Here is a 12,573-nt window from a genome sequence, read left to right as displayed (position 1 = left end):
CGCTACCGTCCCCGACCAAAGTTCGGCGCGTCGGTATCCTGCCCCGCCTCAATGATCCCGCGCCGCAGCGCGCGCGTGCGGGTGAAATAGGCATGCAGGTGGTCGCCGTCGCCCTGCCGAATGGCGCGTTGCAAGGCGAACAGCTCCTCGGTGAACCGCCCCAAAATCTCCAACGTCGCGTCCTTGTTGGTCAGAAACACGTCGCGCCACATGGTCGGGTCAGATGCCGCAATCCGCGTGAAATCGCGGAAGCCCCCGGCGGAATATTTCACCACCTCGCTATCGGTCACCCGCCGCAAGTCATCAGCCACGCCGACCATGGTATAGGCAATCAAATGCGGCGCGTGCGACGTCACCGCGACAACCAGATCATGGTGGTCCGGCTCCATCTCGTCGACCAAGGCGCCCATCGCCTGCCAGAACGCCTTGTAGCGCGCCACCACATCCGCATCTGCGCCCTCAGGGGTCATCAGCAGCCACCGGTTCTCGAACAATTCCGCAAAGCCCGAATGCGGCCCCGACTGCTCGGTCCCCGCTAGCGGGTGTGCCGGGATGAAATGCACGCCTTCCGGCAGATGCGGGGCTACGGCCTCAATCACCGCACGCTTTGTGGACCCCACATCGCTGACCAAAGCGCCCGTCGCCAGATGCGGTCCAATCTCGGCGGCGACGACCCCCATGGCCCCCACCGGCACGCAAAGCACAACCAAATCCGCGCCGTCCACGGCCTCCGCCGCGGTGTCGACCACGCGGTCGCAAAACCCGAGCTTGCGCACCTCGTCGCGCGTCTCGGCAGAGCGCGCGGTGCCGACGATCTCGCCCGCCAACCCATCCGCCCGCATCCGGTGCGCCATCGACGAGGCAATCAGTCCAAGCCCGATCAGCGCCACACGTTCATAGAATTGCGCCATCAGCCTTGCCCCTTAAACTCTGCAATAACCGCCGCCACCCGGCGGCAGGCCTGCTCCGACCCAATGGTGATACGCAAGCATTCCGGCAGGTTATATCCCCCCACCATGCGCACGATCAGCCCCTTGGCCTTCAGCGCTGCGTCACAGGCCCGCGCCTCGTCTTCCGAGCCGAACCGCGCGAGGATGAAATTGCATTCTGACGGGTCCGACGGCACGCCCACCTTCGCAAGCTGCGCCGCCAACCACTCCCGCCATTTTGCGTTCTCGCGTCGGCACCGCTCGGTATAGCCCGTGTCCCGCACCGCCGCATGCGCCGCCTTCAGAGCAGGCCCCGACAGGTTGAACGGCCCCCTGATCCGGTTCAGCGTGTCCACAATCGCCTGCGGCCCGTAGCCCCAACCAATGCGCAATCCGCCCAAACCATAAATCTTCGAAAACGTCCGCGTCATAAACACGTTCTTGCGGCCCTCCATCACGGACAGCCCTGCGTCAAACCCGTCCACATATTCGGCGTAGGCCCCGTCCAGCACCAGCAAACAGCCCGCCGGCAAACCATCCGCCAGCCGCGCCACCTCTGCCTCGGGGATCATCGTGCCCGTCGGGTTGTTCGGGTTGGCGATAAAGACCAGCTTGGTGCGCTCCGTCACGCCCGCCAGCAGTGCGTCCACATCCGTGACCCGCTCATTCTCTTTGACGGATACCGGCGTGGCCCCCGCCGCCAAGGCCGAGATCTTGTACATCCCGAACCCGTGCTCGGTATGCAAAACCTCGTCGCCCGGCCCCGCATAGGCGTAGCACAGGAACGAAATGATCTCGTCCGACCCCACGCCGCAAATAACCCGCTCAGGGTCGACCCCGTGCACCTCGCCAATCGCCTCGCGCAACCGCTCGTGCTGGGTCGACGGATACACATGCAACTCACCTGCCGATTGCCGAAACGCGTCCGACGCGCGAGGGCTTGGTCCAAACGGGTTTTCATTGGATGACAGCTTCACCACATCCGCCACGCCCTCAACAGAGGCGGCACCCCCTTGATACAGCGCAATATCCAGTATGCCCGGCTGCGGAGTGATGGTCATGGCAGTGATCCTAAATCCCAACTCCGCACTGTGTATCCGCAGCACTCGCTAAAGAAAAGGGCGCAACATGCGGCTTCTTTCTGCAAAAAATATGCGCGCCGCAGGCCAAAAATTTCAACGAAATTTTTCAAGAGTTTTTCTTCAAAACTCTTGCCCGCTTAGAAAAAGCTCTGCGGATCAATATCAATCGACAGCCGCAAATCGCCCTTCAACTTGATCGGCCGGACCCATTCCGCCAGCGCTCCCTGCAACGCGACACCTTTCGGCGCTTTCACCAGCAGCCGCACCCGGTGCCGCCCCCTGATACGGGCAATCGGCGCAGGCGCAGGCCCGTAAACAACCGCCCCCACCCGCTTCAACGCCGCATCATTGCGCGCCAAATGGTTGCCCAGATCAAACACTGGCCCGACCTCCGGCCCCGACAGCACGATCCCCGCCATGCGACCGTAAGGCGGCACGCCCGCCTGCTCGCGCTCTGCGGCCTCTGCGGCCCAGAACCCTTCCTCATCACCGCTCAAAATGGCGCGGATAACCGGATGCTCCGGCTGGAACGACTGCAACAACGCCAGCCCCTCCTTCTCCGCACGCCCGGCGCGACCGGCCACCTGGCGCATCAGTTGAAACGTGCGCTCTGCCGCGCGCAGATCGGACCCTTGCAGGCCCAGATCGGCATCAATCACCCCCACCAGCGTCAGCAATGGAAAATTATGCCCCTTCGCCACCAGCTGCGTGCCGATGATGATATCCGCCTCCCCCGCCGCGATGCTCTCGATATGCGCCTTCAGCTGCCGGGCGGTGCCATAATGATCTGACGACAAGACTTGCACCCGCGCATCGGGGAACAGCGCCGTCACCTCTTCCCCCATCCGCTCCACCCCGGGCCCAATTGGCGACAGCCGGTCCTCCGCCTCGCAGGATGGGCACACCGTCGGCATCGGCTTCGTCTCCCCGCATTGGTGGCACATCAGCCGCTTCAAAAACCGGTGCTCCACCATCCGTGCGTCGCATTGGTCGCACCCGATCTGATGCCCGCAAGCACGGCACAGGGTCACCGGCGCATAACCCCGGCGGTTCAGGAAAATCAACGACTGCTCGCCGCGTTCAATCCGCGCCTCAATCTCGCGCTTCAACGTCGGTGACACCCATTTGCCCCCCGGCAAATCCTCCGACCGCATGTCAATCGCCCGCATCTCGGGCATCACCGACGCCCCAAACCGGGACGTCAGCACCACGCGCCGGTACTTCCCGGCTTCCGCATTGGCCCACGATTCCAATGACGGCGTGGCGGAGGCCAGCACAACCTTCGCTGCGCACATGGACGCCCGCAGCACCGCCATGTCGCGGGCATTGTACAAAACTCCGTCCTCTTGCTTGTAAGACGTGTCATGCTCCTCATCGACCACGATCAGCCCCAAATCGCGGTACGGCAGGAACAGCGCCGAGCGTGCCCCCACGATCAATTCCGCCCCGCCTTCGCCGACCATCTTCCAGACGCGCCGCCGCTCGGTCATGGTCACGCCCGAATGCCATTCAGCGGGTTTCGCCCCAAACCGCGCCTCGACCCGCGTCAAAAACTCGGACGTCAGCGCAATCTCCGGCAGCAACACCAAGGCCTGCCGACCCGCCCGCAGACAAGCGGCAACCGCCTCCAAATACACCTCAGTCTTGCCAGATCCGGTCACGCCTTTCAGCAACGTCGTCGAATACCCGTCCCCTTCGTTCAGAACAGCAACCGCCGCCGCCTGATCCTCGGTCAACTCCTTGGACGGCAACTCAGGGTCCAGCCGCGCGAACGGCAGGTCCCGAGGCGACTGCTCCTCAAAAACAGCCCCCTGCGCCACCATGCCTTTGACGACCGAGGTGCCGACCCCCGCCATCTCCGCCAGTTCTTTCAACGTAAAGGCCAGTCCGCCAAATTCCTCCAGCACCGCAAGCACCTTGGTGCGCGCAGGCGTTACGCGGTCCACTTCGCCGGTGCCCATTCGGTAAATCTTGCGCATCGACGGCGGGTCGCCCAATCCCGGCGAGCGCGTGGCCAGCCGCAACATGGCCGACATCGGCGTCAGCGTGTAGGCCCCCGCTTTTTCCAAGAAGGACACCATCTCCTCGCGCATCGGCGGCACGTCCAGCACGCGGATGACTGACCGTACCTTGGCGTAGTCCCAATCCCCGCGACCCGGCCCCCAGACCACGCCCAGCACTTTCCTAGGCCCCAAAGGCACCTCAACAAATGCGCCCAATTGGCAGCCGCCTTCCGGCGCCTTGTAATCCAACACGCGGTCCAGCGGTTGGGTGGTCAACACCCCCACCAAATCGCCTTCATGGAAAAACCCAGCCGTCATACACCCGCCATCTGATTGCCCTACCGTGCCCAAGTAAGGTAAAGCCGACATTAACCAGACCTCAACGCCCACCGAAAGGCCATCCCACATGAAATTCTTCGTAGACACCGCCGAGATTGACGACATCAAGGAGCTCAACGCGTTGGGCATCGTGGACGGGGTCACCACCAACCCGTCGCTGATCGCCAAGTCGGGCCGTGACATCCTCGAAGTGACCAAGGAAATTTGTTCCATCGTCGACGGCCCGGTGTCGGCGGAAGTGGTGGCGCTGAAGGCTGACGACATGATCGCTGAGGGCCGCAAGCTGGCCAAGATCGCCGACAACATCGCCGTCAAAGTGCCGCTGACATGGGACGGGCTGAAAGCCTGCAACGTGCTGACGAACGAGGGCCACATGGTCAATGTCACGCTCTGCTTCTCCGCCAATCAGGCGCTGCTGGCCGCCAAGGTGGGCGCGACCTTCATCTCGCCCTTCATCGGGCGCCTTGACGACCTGAACCTCGACGGCATGGAGCTGATCGCCGACATCCGCGACATCTACGACAATTACGGCTACGAGACGCAGATCCTCGCGGCCTCCATCCGGTCGGCCAACCACATGTCCGACTGCGCCAAAATCGGCGCGGATGTGGCCACGGCCCCTCCCGGCGTGATCAAGAAAATGGCCGACCACGTGCTGACTGACAAAGGCCTCGCGGCCTTCCTGAAAGACGCTGAGAAGGCCAATATCAAGATCGTCTAAACAGGTCTCATAACGCATTCGTGACCGCAGTCCCGGCAGTTTCGGGGCTGCGGTCATTTCGTTTTCGGCTACCCTCTCCCCAAATTTGACGGAGACATTTGATGGCCAAAAACAACAAGAAATCCAAGCGCACCAAATCCGCAAAGCCGCAGCAATCAAACGCCGCAAAGGCCAAGTCGCGCCGCGCGTTCCTCCAATACGGCGTCGCGGGTGCAGCAGTTCTGGGCGTCGGCGGCTACTTTGGGGTGACCTCCCTGCAGGCAACCATCCACGAGTCTGATCTGTCCAGTCTGGGCAATGGCACGCCGACCATCGTGCAAATCCACGACCCCACCTGCCCTGTGTGCAACGCGCTGCAAAGGGAAACCCGCAAGGCAATCAAGAACATGGACGGTGACAAGCCGGGGTTGCTCGTCGCAAACATCAAGACCCTTGAGGGGTCAACATTCGCGGCCGATCATGGCGTCCCCCACATCACCTTGCTGCTGTTTGACGGCAAGGGTGAGCTGCAGCAGATATTGCGGGGCCCGCAGGACCGGGCCGACCTGACGCCGCTGTTTGAGGACCTGATGAAACCGCATCGTCCACGCGCCTGATTGCGTTGCCGGCCTAAACATCGCAACATCAGACCATGAGCGGATTACTCGCATTGCTAGACGACGTGGCCGGCATCGCCAAAGTGGCGGCGGCCTCGGTCGATGATGTCATTGGCCAGGCCGCAAAGGCCGGGGCCAAGGCCGCAGGCGCCGTAATTGACGACGCCGCCGTCACGCCCAAATACGTCACCGGTTTCAAACCGGCGCGCGAGCTGCCCATCGTCTGGCGCATCGCGCGCGGGTCGATCAAGAACAAGCTGCTGTTCCTGCTGCCCATCGGGCTGCTGCTGGCCAACTTTGCGCCTTGGGTGATCACGCCGCTGCTGATGCTCGGCGGCGGTTACTTGTGTTTCGAGGGGGCGGAGAAGGTCTACCACCTGTTCGTGCCGCATCACCACGACGCGGATGAGCCCAAGGACCTGACCAAGGACCCCGCCCATCTGGAAGAAGAAAAGGTGCAAGGCGCGATCAAAACGGATTTCATCCTGTCCGCAGAGATCATGACCATCGCACTGGCCGAGATCCCCGACAGCAACATCTATATGGAGGCCGCGACCTTGGCCGCCGTCGCCATCGGCATCACCGTCATGGTCTACGGCTCCGTCGCGCTGATTGTGAAGGCCGATGATTTTGGGCTGCTCCTGTCTGAAAAGGGCCGTCTAACGGCAACGAGGTCCTTCGGGCGCGGCATCGTCAAAGCCATGCCCGGCTTCCTGAAAGGCCTGATGATTGTCGGCACCGCCGCCATGCTTTGGGTCGGGGGGTCCATCGTGATCCACGGGCTGGACGTGCTGGGCGCGCCATGGCTCTACGACACCATCCACCACATTGCCGAGGAGGTGGCCCATGCCTCAACTCAGGCCCAAGGCTTCATCAAATGGGCCGTTACCGCCGCTTTCGACGGGGTGTTTGGGCTGGTGCTCGGCCTTGCCCTCATTCCGATTGTCAGCAAGCTAATCGTGCCCGCCTGGAACAGCCTGCGAGGGTCTTAGGCCGAACTGGCCACTGCCTTGAAGCATGACGACATTCCGGACCGGTCCTAGTGCTGACCCGTGAAGGCGTCCTCAATCATGTAGAGGTCAAATTTTTTCCCGCTGTCATCGCTGTAAACGACTTTCTTGCGGAACAGATCCAACTGGATGTTCACGCCACGGCTGTTGTCACGCAAGTAAACGGACCATTCGTCCCGTGCCTGCTCCACAAAGTCGAACCGCCGCGCGCCGTTCTGGCCCAGCTCGCTCCATCTGTTGTTACCCTCTTGGACAAAGCTGCCGCCGTTGAAGAAAACTTCGTTCACATTCGGGCCTTTGACGCCTTGGCTGCTGGCCAGTTGAAGCGGGCTGCCAATGATTTGGCGCATCTCTGAAATTGGCGCCGAATAGGCGGCGGCCGTCCCAATCAGGCACAAAATAAGGCTTTTCGTCACCAGCTTAATTGAATGTTTCGCAGTCTTCCCCCAACAAGTAAGCCGGCAGAGTGGCAGGTTTGGCCCTTAAATCAATGAAAACCTTTTTGGTGTCGCCGCGCCGCCGCGCGTCGACAAGCGGGGCGCTGCCCCGCACCCCGGAGTATTTTCGCCAAAACGAAACCAAAGGGGTGCGTGAGGAATAGGTGGCAACACCAATGTCACACCGCCGGGAGCCGCTTTTCGCAAACCCGCATTTCATCAGTGAATTTCCGAACCACCCCCGCTATAGTTCCCAAAATGCCCCGGAAAACGGGGACCGCGACAATGAGGACAGCGATGACTGAGCAGGCAGCGGTGCTAGACGCACTCCGTCAGAAAATTCTGGACGATCCCGAGGTTATCCTTGAGGATCAAACGCTTATGAAGGCGTTGATCGACGCGAACGAGCGCACGCTCGGTGGCAACATAGTCGATCTGCGCGGCATCGCCATGGACCGGCTGGAAAGCCGGTTGGACCGGTTGGAAGACACCCACCGCTCTGTCATCGCCGCCGCCTATGAAAACCTCGCCGGCACCAATTTGATCCACAACGCGGTTTTGCGCGCGTTGGAGCCCACCGATTTTCCGATGTTCCTGCAATCGCTGTCAGGCGACCTGCTGGAGGCTTTGCGGGTCTCCCGCCTGCGGCTGATTTTGGAATCCAAGGAACATGACAGCCCGTCCATCGGGTTCGAAGACGTGCTCTCCATCGTGGAGCCGGGCGTCATCGATCACTACATCACCGCAGGCCGCAACATGACCGTGCGCCCCGTCACCCTGCGTCAGGTCTCGCCCGCATCGTCGGATGTCTACGGCGACAACGCGGCCTACATAAAGTCGGAGGCGCTGCTTAAGCTTGACCTTGGCAAGGGCCGCTTGCCGGGCCTGTTGATCATGGGATCCGAGGACCCGCACCAGTTCCGCCCCAATCAAGGCACCGACCTTTTGGCCTTTTTCTGCGGCGCGTTTGAACGCGCCATGCGCCGATGGTTGGCTTGATCTCCCCCGCTGCCCGGGACGCTTTGGAAAACTGGCTGAAACATCTCTCCGCGCTGGACGGGGTGGCCGAGAACACGTTGGAGGCCTACCGCCATGATGTGCTTGGCTTCATCGCCTTCATGACCCAGCATTTCGGGGAAGACACCGGCCTCGCCCCGCTCAAACGCATCAAACCCACCGACATGCGGGCCTGGATGGCGCATGAGCGTGCCCGCGGCGTGGCGGCGCGGTCGCTGGCACGCGAATTGTCCGCCGTCAAATCCTTCTACCGCTGGTTCGCGGAACGCGACGGGTTCGAACCCACGGCCGTGCTGGCCACCCGCTCCCCCAAGTTCCAAAAGAAGCTGCCCCGCCCCTTGGCGCAGGACGCGGCAAAGGCGATGATCGAAACCGTGGAGCTTCAATCCACAACGGGTTGGATCGCCGCCCGCGATGTCGCGGTGGTGACGTTGCTATATGGCTGCGGGTTGCGGATATCGGAGGCGCTGAGCCTCAACGCCAAGGACGCGCCTCTGCCCGACGTGTTGCGGATCAAGGGCAAGGGCGGCAAAGAACGTGTCGTGCCGGTGCTTGATGCGGCCAAACGGGCGGTGGACCGATATGTGCGCGCCCTGCCCTATCAGTTGGACCCCGGCGAGGCCCTGTTTCGCGGCGCGCGCGGCGGCGCGCTCAGCCCGCGCCTGATCGCGAAAGCCATGGAAAATGCGCGGATGCAGCTGGGCCTGCCCGCCACGGCCACGCCTCATGCCATGCGCCATTCCTTTGCGACACACCTGCTGGAGGCAGGCGGCGACCTGCGCGCCATTCAGGAATTGCTGGGCCACGCCTCGCTGTCGACCACGCAGGCCTACACCGCCGTGGATACGGCCCGTTTGATGGAGGTCTATGCCTCCGCCCACCCGCGCGGCCGCGGTTAAAGCCAAAAACTGGGACCCGCTGCCCCAAATCTCACGCGTTTGTGTAGAATTGTGGGGGCTTAGGGGCTGGCCATATCCTACAGTTGTGCGACACCCTGCCGCAGACTTTCCCGGGAGACACACTCATGACCATTCGCACATTCATCGCCGCCGGCGCAGCCGCCATGGCATTCACCACTGGCGCTTCTGCCGCCGATTGCAAAACTGACGTCGAAGACGCGTTCGACCTAAGCGGCGCGCAGATCGAAGAAATTTATGCCTGCATCGGCGACAAGATGCTGGAAGGCTACACCAAGGGCGACAATGAAATCGCCGCCGTTTACCGCACATGGGCACCCACCGCGACGCGTCCCGCTGTTGCCGGCCCGCATGGCAACCGCCTGCTGAACACATTCGCCAACGACATCGCCGCCGAGCAATACCTCAAATTCGAGGAAGAGGGCGTCGTGATGCCCGCAGGTTCGGTGCTGGCCAAGGAATCGATCAAGATCAACGTCAAGAAGTCCAAGGCCGTTGTTGGCCCGCTGTTCATCATGACCAAAGGCGAGGCCGGCGCGGCCCCGGACGCGGATGACTGGATCTATTCCGCGGTGCAGCCAAACGGCAAGCCGATGAAGATCAAGCAAAGCTTCTGCCACAACTGCCACGAGGCGTTTGAAGGCCAGGACGCGCTGGGCTACCCGTTGGAAGAGGTTCGCGTCTCCAACTAAGCGCCAAACATCACATCTCAAAGCCCGCGCCGAGCGATCCGCGCGGGCTTTGTTGCGTTTTAGGAGGGGGCTGCGCGCGGTCGGGTAACATCCCGCTAAGTCCTGCCCGCTATACCTCGCCGCGATCGATCCTTCGGCCTTTCAAGCCGTCGTAGCATATGTGGCCTCCCGTGGATGGGCACGACGATGCGGCACCCCCGCATGGTCGGAGCAGCTTTCACGCAGGTTCACCGGTGAATTTGGGCGCGGCGGGTCATCTCCTGCCACGCAGGGCTATGCCATATCTCGGCGGCGCCGCCTCTTTCCCTTCCTATAGCACGAGACGTCATACCCTCTCTGCCGGACCAGCGCCGCGCGGCCTTTTCGTTGCATCGCTGACGAAATTCCGCCATGACGCTTTGATGACACCGCAGATCAAAGCTCTTTCCGTTCATTTGTTAACCGCAACCGGCGCCGTTTTCGCCATGCTGGCGATGCTCGCCGCCGTCGACGAAAAATGGTCGCTGATGTTCGTGTGGCTGGTCGTGGCCTTCGGGGTCGATGGCATCGACGGGCCCTTGGCGCGCAAATACAACGTCAAGGACCACGCCCCGCAATTCGACGGGGTCCTGCTTGACCTGATCATCGACTACCTGACCTACGTCTTCATCCCCGCCTTCGCGCTGTTCAAATCAGGGCTCTTCGAGGGCTGGACCGGCTGGTTCGTCATCATCGTCATCACCTTCGCCTCCGCCATGTATTTCTGCGACACACGTATGAAAACAAAGGATAATTCCTTCTCCGGCTTCCCCGGGTGCTGGAACATGGTGGCCGTGGTGGTCTTCGCGCTGGAGCCCAATTTCTGGATCATCCTCGTCCTCGTCGCGGTCCTCGCCGTGGCGATGTTCCTGCCACTCAAGTTCGTCCACCCCGTTCGCACCGAACGCTGGCGCAACGTGACATTGCCGATGGCGCTGGGCTGGACCTTCTTCGCCGGTTGGGCCGCTTGGGTGAATTTCGACGCGCAAAGCTGGGCCCATTGGGGGTTGATCGTCACCTCCGTTTACCTGCTTTTCGCAGGCGTGGCGCAGCAGGTGATCTACGAGCGTGAAGCGGTCTAAAGCCGCGTCAGCACCACCCCACCGACAATCAACGCCGCCGCCACGGCTTTCTGGCGGTCCATGCGGTCGCCGAAGACCAGCCACCCGATCAGCACCGCAAACAGGATCGACGTCTCGCGCAGCGCCGTCACCAGCGCAATCGGCGCGACGGTCATGGCCCAAACCGCGACCGCATAGGCCCCGTAAGACGCAAATGCCGCGACCGAGTTCAGCCCCCAAATCCGCAAGTCCGACGTGAACACCGCCCGCCCTTTCAAGGCCACGCAAATGGGTGTGAAGAACACCGCGTCCATCACGAACAACCACGCCACATAGGCCACCGCGTCGCCCGACACACGCGCGCCCAAGCCGTCCACAATCGAGTACCCCGCCGTGGCCATGGCGGATCCCAAAGCCAGCGGCACCAACCGCGCAGATTCCGCGTTGGAAAACACGCCGCGCGCCATCATCAAAATGCCGCAGCCAAGGATCACGATGCCCAGATATTCCATGCCGCCGATGGGGTCCGACAGCAGCCAGAAGCTGAGGCCCAGCACCATCATCGGCGCAGCACCGCGCGCAATCGGGTAAACGCGGCTCAAGTCGCCATGCTCGTAAGCGTATGCAAGGAATAGCTTGTAGGCCGAATGAAACACCCCTGATCCAAGCAGCCACCACCACACGGCGGCCTCCGGGAAATCGCGGGTCATGGCGATGACCAACCCGAAGCCGCCCTGCACCAAGGTCAGGATCATCATCCCCGTCATTTTGTCCGCGCCGGTCTTGATCAGCGCGTTCCATGTGGCATGCAGGAACGCCGCGCCAAGGACTGCGAAGAAGACGAACAGCGTCAAATCAAAAGCCCCGCAGCCCCTTCAAGCTTGAGCAGCGCCACCTTCGTCTCTATCCCCTGCCGCCCGGAATACCCGCCCAGAGAGGTCGCCCCCAGCACCCGGTGGCATGGGATCATGATCGCCAAAGGGTTCGCCCCACAGGCCTGCCCGATGGCCTGGGCCGAAACACCCAACTCCCCCGCCAAATCGCCGTAGGTCCGCGTCTCCCCGTAGGGGATCGCGCAGAGGGAGTTGTAAAATTTTTGTTGGAAAGCTCTGCCCTTCGGCTTCAGAGGGACAGAAAAATTTTTCAGCGCGCCGGAGAAATAGGCCTCCAATTCCGCCACCGCTTCGCGCAGCACATCCGTCTCTGCCTCGCCACCAAAGCGGCCCCAATCCAATGCTGCGATGCCGCCATCGCGCTCGGTCAAAGTCAGGGAGCCGACGGGGCTTTCAAGGCGGGCTTTGTTACCCATTGATCCCCTCCCGCCCCTCGATCACCATCATCGTGGCGCTCATGGTCGAGATCAGCTTCGAAGCCCCATCCTTCACCGCATAGGCCCGCCCTTCGGTCACCATCAGGCTGCGCCCGGGCTTGATGACCTGACCTTCAAAGCGAAAGAGCTCGCCCGCTGCGGGGCGCAGAAAGTTGGATTTGAACTCCACCGTCAGCACTTCGGCACCTTCCGGCATCAACGAGAACCCCGCATAACCACACGCGCTGTCCAGCGCCGTGGTCACCACGCCCGCATGCAAAAACCCGTGCTGCTGCGTCAGGTCCGCGCGAAACGGCATCTCCAACACGACGCGGCCGGCAGAGACCTCCGCCATGGTCACGCCCAGCGTCGCCATGACGTTCTGGTCCGCAAAGCTGCCGCGCACCCGAGCGTCATATGCGGGGTTGCGCGGCTCCATTGC

Annotated in this window: 14 protein-coding genes; 7 read left to right on the top strand and 7 right to left on the bottom strand. The window is 62.1% G+C overall.

Annotated features, from left to right (window positions below; genetic code table 11):
• Positions 1 to 2 precede the first annotated feature (2 nt).
• The 3 genes from Q0899_RS17530 to Q0899_RS17520 form a co-directional block, all read right to left on the bottom strand.
• Positions 3 to 911 (bottom strand): prephenate/arogenate dehydrogenase family protein, encoded by a 909-nt coding sequence (locus Q0899_RS17530; RefSeq protein ID WP_298360107.1) that lies wholly within the window; start codon positions 909 to 911, stop codon positions 3 to 5.
• Entirely contained in the window at positions 911 to 1,990 is a 1,080-nt protein-coding gene (hisC, locus tag Q0899_RS17525) for a histidinol-phosphate transaminase (protein WP_298298383.1), read from the bottom strand. Before hisC ends, Q0899_RS17530 begins: the two co-directional genes overlap by 1 nt.
• Before the next feature lie 158 nt (positions 1,991 to 2,148).
• Positions 2,149 to 4,332 (bottom strand): primosomal protein N', encoded by a 2,184-nt coding sequence (locus Q0899_RS17520; RefSeq protein WP_299194498.1) that lies wholly within the window; start codon positions 4,330 to 4,332, stop codon positions 2,149 to 2,151.
• An 88-nt stretch (positions 4,333 to 4,420) separates the two neighbouring features.
• Between Q0899_RS17520 and fsa the strand changes: the two genes are divergently transcribed.
• The 3 genes from fsa to Q0899_RS17505 all read left to right on the top strand — a co-directional run bounded on the left by fsa (position 4,421) and on the right by Q0899_RS17505 (position 6,662).
• Positions 4,421 to 5,074 (top strand): fructose-6-phosphate aldolase, encoded by a 654-nt coding sequence (fsa, locus tag Q0899_RS17515; protein WP_298298377.1) that lies wholly within the window; start codon positions 4,421 to 4,423, stop codon positions 5,072 to 5,074.
• A 101-nt stretch (positions 5,075 to 5,175) separates the two neighbouring features.
• Positions 5,176 to 5,670, top strand: coding sequence for a thioredoxin family protein (locus Q0899_RS17510; protein ID WP_299194493.1), 495 nt, complete (start codon positions 5,176 to 5,178; stop codon positions 5,668 to 5,670).
• A gap of 35 nt (positions 5,671 to 5,705) precedes the next feature.
• Positions 5,706 to 6,662 (top strand): DUF808 domain-containing protein, encoded by a 957-nt coding sequence (locus Q0899_RS17505; protein ID WP_298360113.1) that lies wholly within the window; start codon positions 5,706 to 5,708, stop codon positions 6,660 to 6,662.
• 47 nt (positions 6,663 to 6,709) lie between these two features.
• Here Q0899_RS17505 and Q0899_RS17500 read toward each other — a convergent pair whose 3' ends face one another.
• Positions 6,710 to 7,030 carry a hypothetical protein gene (locus Q0899_RS17500; RefSeq protein WP_299194489.1) on the bottom strand — a complete coding sequence of 107 codons (321 nt, stop codon included), beginning with the start codon at positions 7,028 to 7,030 and terminating at the stop codon, positions 6,710 to 6,712.
• A gap of 384 nt (positions 7,031 to 7,414) precedes the next feature.
• On the opposite strand from Q0899_RS17500, the gene Q0899_RS17495 reads away from it, so the two are divergent.
• From Q0899_RS17495 to Q0899_RS17480, 4 genes are all read left to right on the top strand, one after another.
• On the top strand, positions 7,415 to 8,116 hold the full coding sequence (locus Q0899_RS17495; RefSeq protein ID WP_298298364.1) for a DUF484 family protein: 702 nt from the start codon (positions 7,415 to 7,417) through the stop codon (positions 8,114 to 8,116).
• Positions 8,104 to 9,033, top strand: a complete 930-nt coding sequence (locus Q0899_RS17490) for a tyrosine recombinase XerC (protein ID WP_299194485.1) — start codon at positions 8,104 to 8,106, stop codon at positions 9,031 to 9,033. Before Q0899_RS17495 ends, Q0899_RS17490 begins: the two co-directional genes overlap by 13 nt.
• Before the next feature lie 125 nt (positions 9,034 to 9,158).
• A complete protein-coding gene (locus Q0899_RS17485; protein ID WP_299194482.1) occupies positions 9,159 to 9,743 on the top strand; it encodes a cytochrome P460 family protein in 585 nt (194 codons plus the stop codon).
• Positions 9,744 to 10,144: 401 nt separating this feature from the next.
• Positions 10,145 to 10,843: a CDP-alcohol phosphatidyltransferase family protein gene (locus tag Q0899_RS17480; RefSeq protein ID WP_299194479.1), complete on the top strand. Its 699-nt coding sequence runs from the start codon at positions 10,145 to 10,147 to the stop codon at positions 10,841 to 10,843.
• Here Q0899_RS17480 and Q0899_RS17475 read toward each other — a convergent pair.
• From Q0899_RS17475 to Q0899_RS17465, 3 genes are read right to left on the bottom strand one after another with little or no spacing between them, the layout of a single operon-like run.
• Positions 10,840 to 11,676, bottom strand: a complete 837-nt coding sequence (locus Q0899_RS17475; protein WP_299194475.1) for an EamA family transporter — start codon at positions 11,674 to 11,676, stop codon at positions 10,840 to 10,842. The genes Q0899_RS17480 and Q0899_RS17475 overlap by 4 nt on opposite strands.
• On the bottom strand, positions 11,673 to 12,131 hold the full coding sequence (locus Q0899_RS17470; protein ID WP_299194472.1) for a methylated-DNA--[protein]-cysteine S-methyltransferase: 459 nt from the start codon (positions 12,129 to 12,131) through the stop codon (positions 11,673 to 11,675). Before Q0899_RS17470 ends, Q0899_RS17475 begins: the two co-directional genes overlap by 4 nt.
• On the bottom strand, positions 12,124 to 12,570 hold the full coding sequence (locus Q0899_RS17465) for a PaaI family thioesterase (RefSeq protein ID WP_299194467.1): 447 nt from the start codon (positions 12,568 to 12,570) through the stop codon (positions 12,124 to 12,126). The genes Q0899_RS17470 and Q0899_RS17465 overlap by 8 nt, the downstream gene beginning before the upstream one ends.
• Positions 12,571 to 12,573: the final 3 nt, after the last annotated feature.

Source organism: uncultured Litoreibacter sp. (genome assembly GCF_947501785.1).
In the GTDB taxonomy this organism is placed as follows: Bacteria; Pseudomonadota; Alphaproteobacteria; order Rhodobacterales; family Rhodobacteraceae; genus Litoreibacter.
Note: the sequence above shows the minus strand (reverse complement) of the source record. Positions and strands in the feature narration are given on the sequence as shown.

Bases quoted from the DNA above. Each gene is read 5' to 3' on its own strand.
- Q0899_RS17530 (WP_298360107.1), bottom strand. From the start codon at position 911: ATGGCGCAATTCTATGAACGTGTGGCGCTGATCGGGCTTGGACTGATT.
- hisC (WP_298298383.1), bottom strand. From the start codon at position 1,990: ATGACCATCACTCCGCAGCCGGGCATACTGGATATTGCGCTGTATCAA.
- Q0899_RS17520 (WP_299194498.1), bottom strand. From the start codon at position 4,332: ATGACGGCTGGGTTTTTCCATGAAGGCGATTTGGTGGGGGTGTTGACC.
- fsa (WP_298298377.1), top strand. From the start codon at position 4,421: ATGAAATTCTTCGTAGACACCGCCGAGATTGACGACATCAAGGAGCTC.
- Q0899_RS17510 (WP_299194493.1), top strand. From the start codon at position 5,176: ATGGCCAAAAACAACAAGAAATCCAAGCGCACCAAATCCGCAAAGCCG.
- Q0899_RS17505 (WP_298360113.1), top strand. From the start codon at position 5,706: ATGAGCGGATTACTCGCATTGCTAGACGACGTGGCCGGCATCGCCAAA.
- Q0899_RS17500 (WP_299194489.1), bottom strand. From the start codon at position 7,030: ATGCGCCAAATCATTGGCAGCCCGCTTCAACTGGCCAGCAGCCAAGGC.
- Q0899_RS17495 (WP_298298364.1), top strand. From the start codon at position 7,415: ATGACTGAGCAGGCAGCGGTGCTAGACGCACTCCGTCAGAAAATTCTG.
- Q0899_RS17490 (WP_299194485.1), top strand. From the start codon at position 8,104: ATGGTTGGCTTGATCTCCCCCGCTGCCCGGGACGCTTTGGAAAACTGG.
- Q0899_RS17485 (WP_299194482.1), top strand. From the start codon at position 9,159: ATGACCATTCGCACATTCATCGCCGCCGGCGCAGCCGCCATGGCATTC.
- Q0899_RS17480 (WP_299194479.1), top strand. From the start codon at position 10,145: ATGACACCGCAGATCAAAGCTCTTTCCGTTCATTTGTTAACCGCAACC.
- Q0899_RS17470 (WP_299194472.1), bottom strand. From the start codon at position 12,131: ATGGGTAACAAAGCCCGCCTTGAAAGCCCCGTCGGCTCCCTGACTTTG.
- Q0899_RS17465 (WP_299194467.1), bottom strand. From the start codon at position 12,570: ATGGAGCCGCGCAACCCCGCATATGACGCTCGGGTGCGCGGCAGCTTT.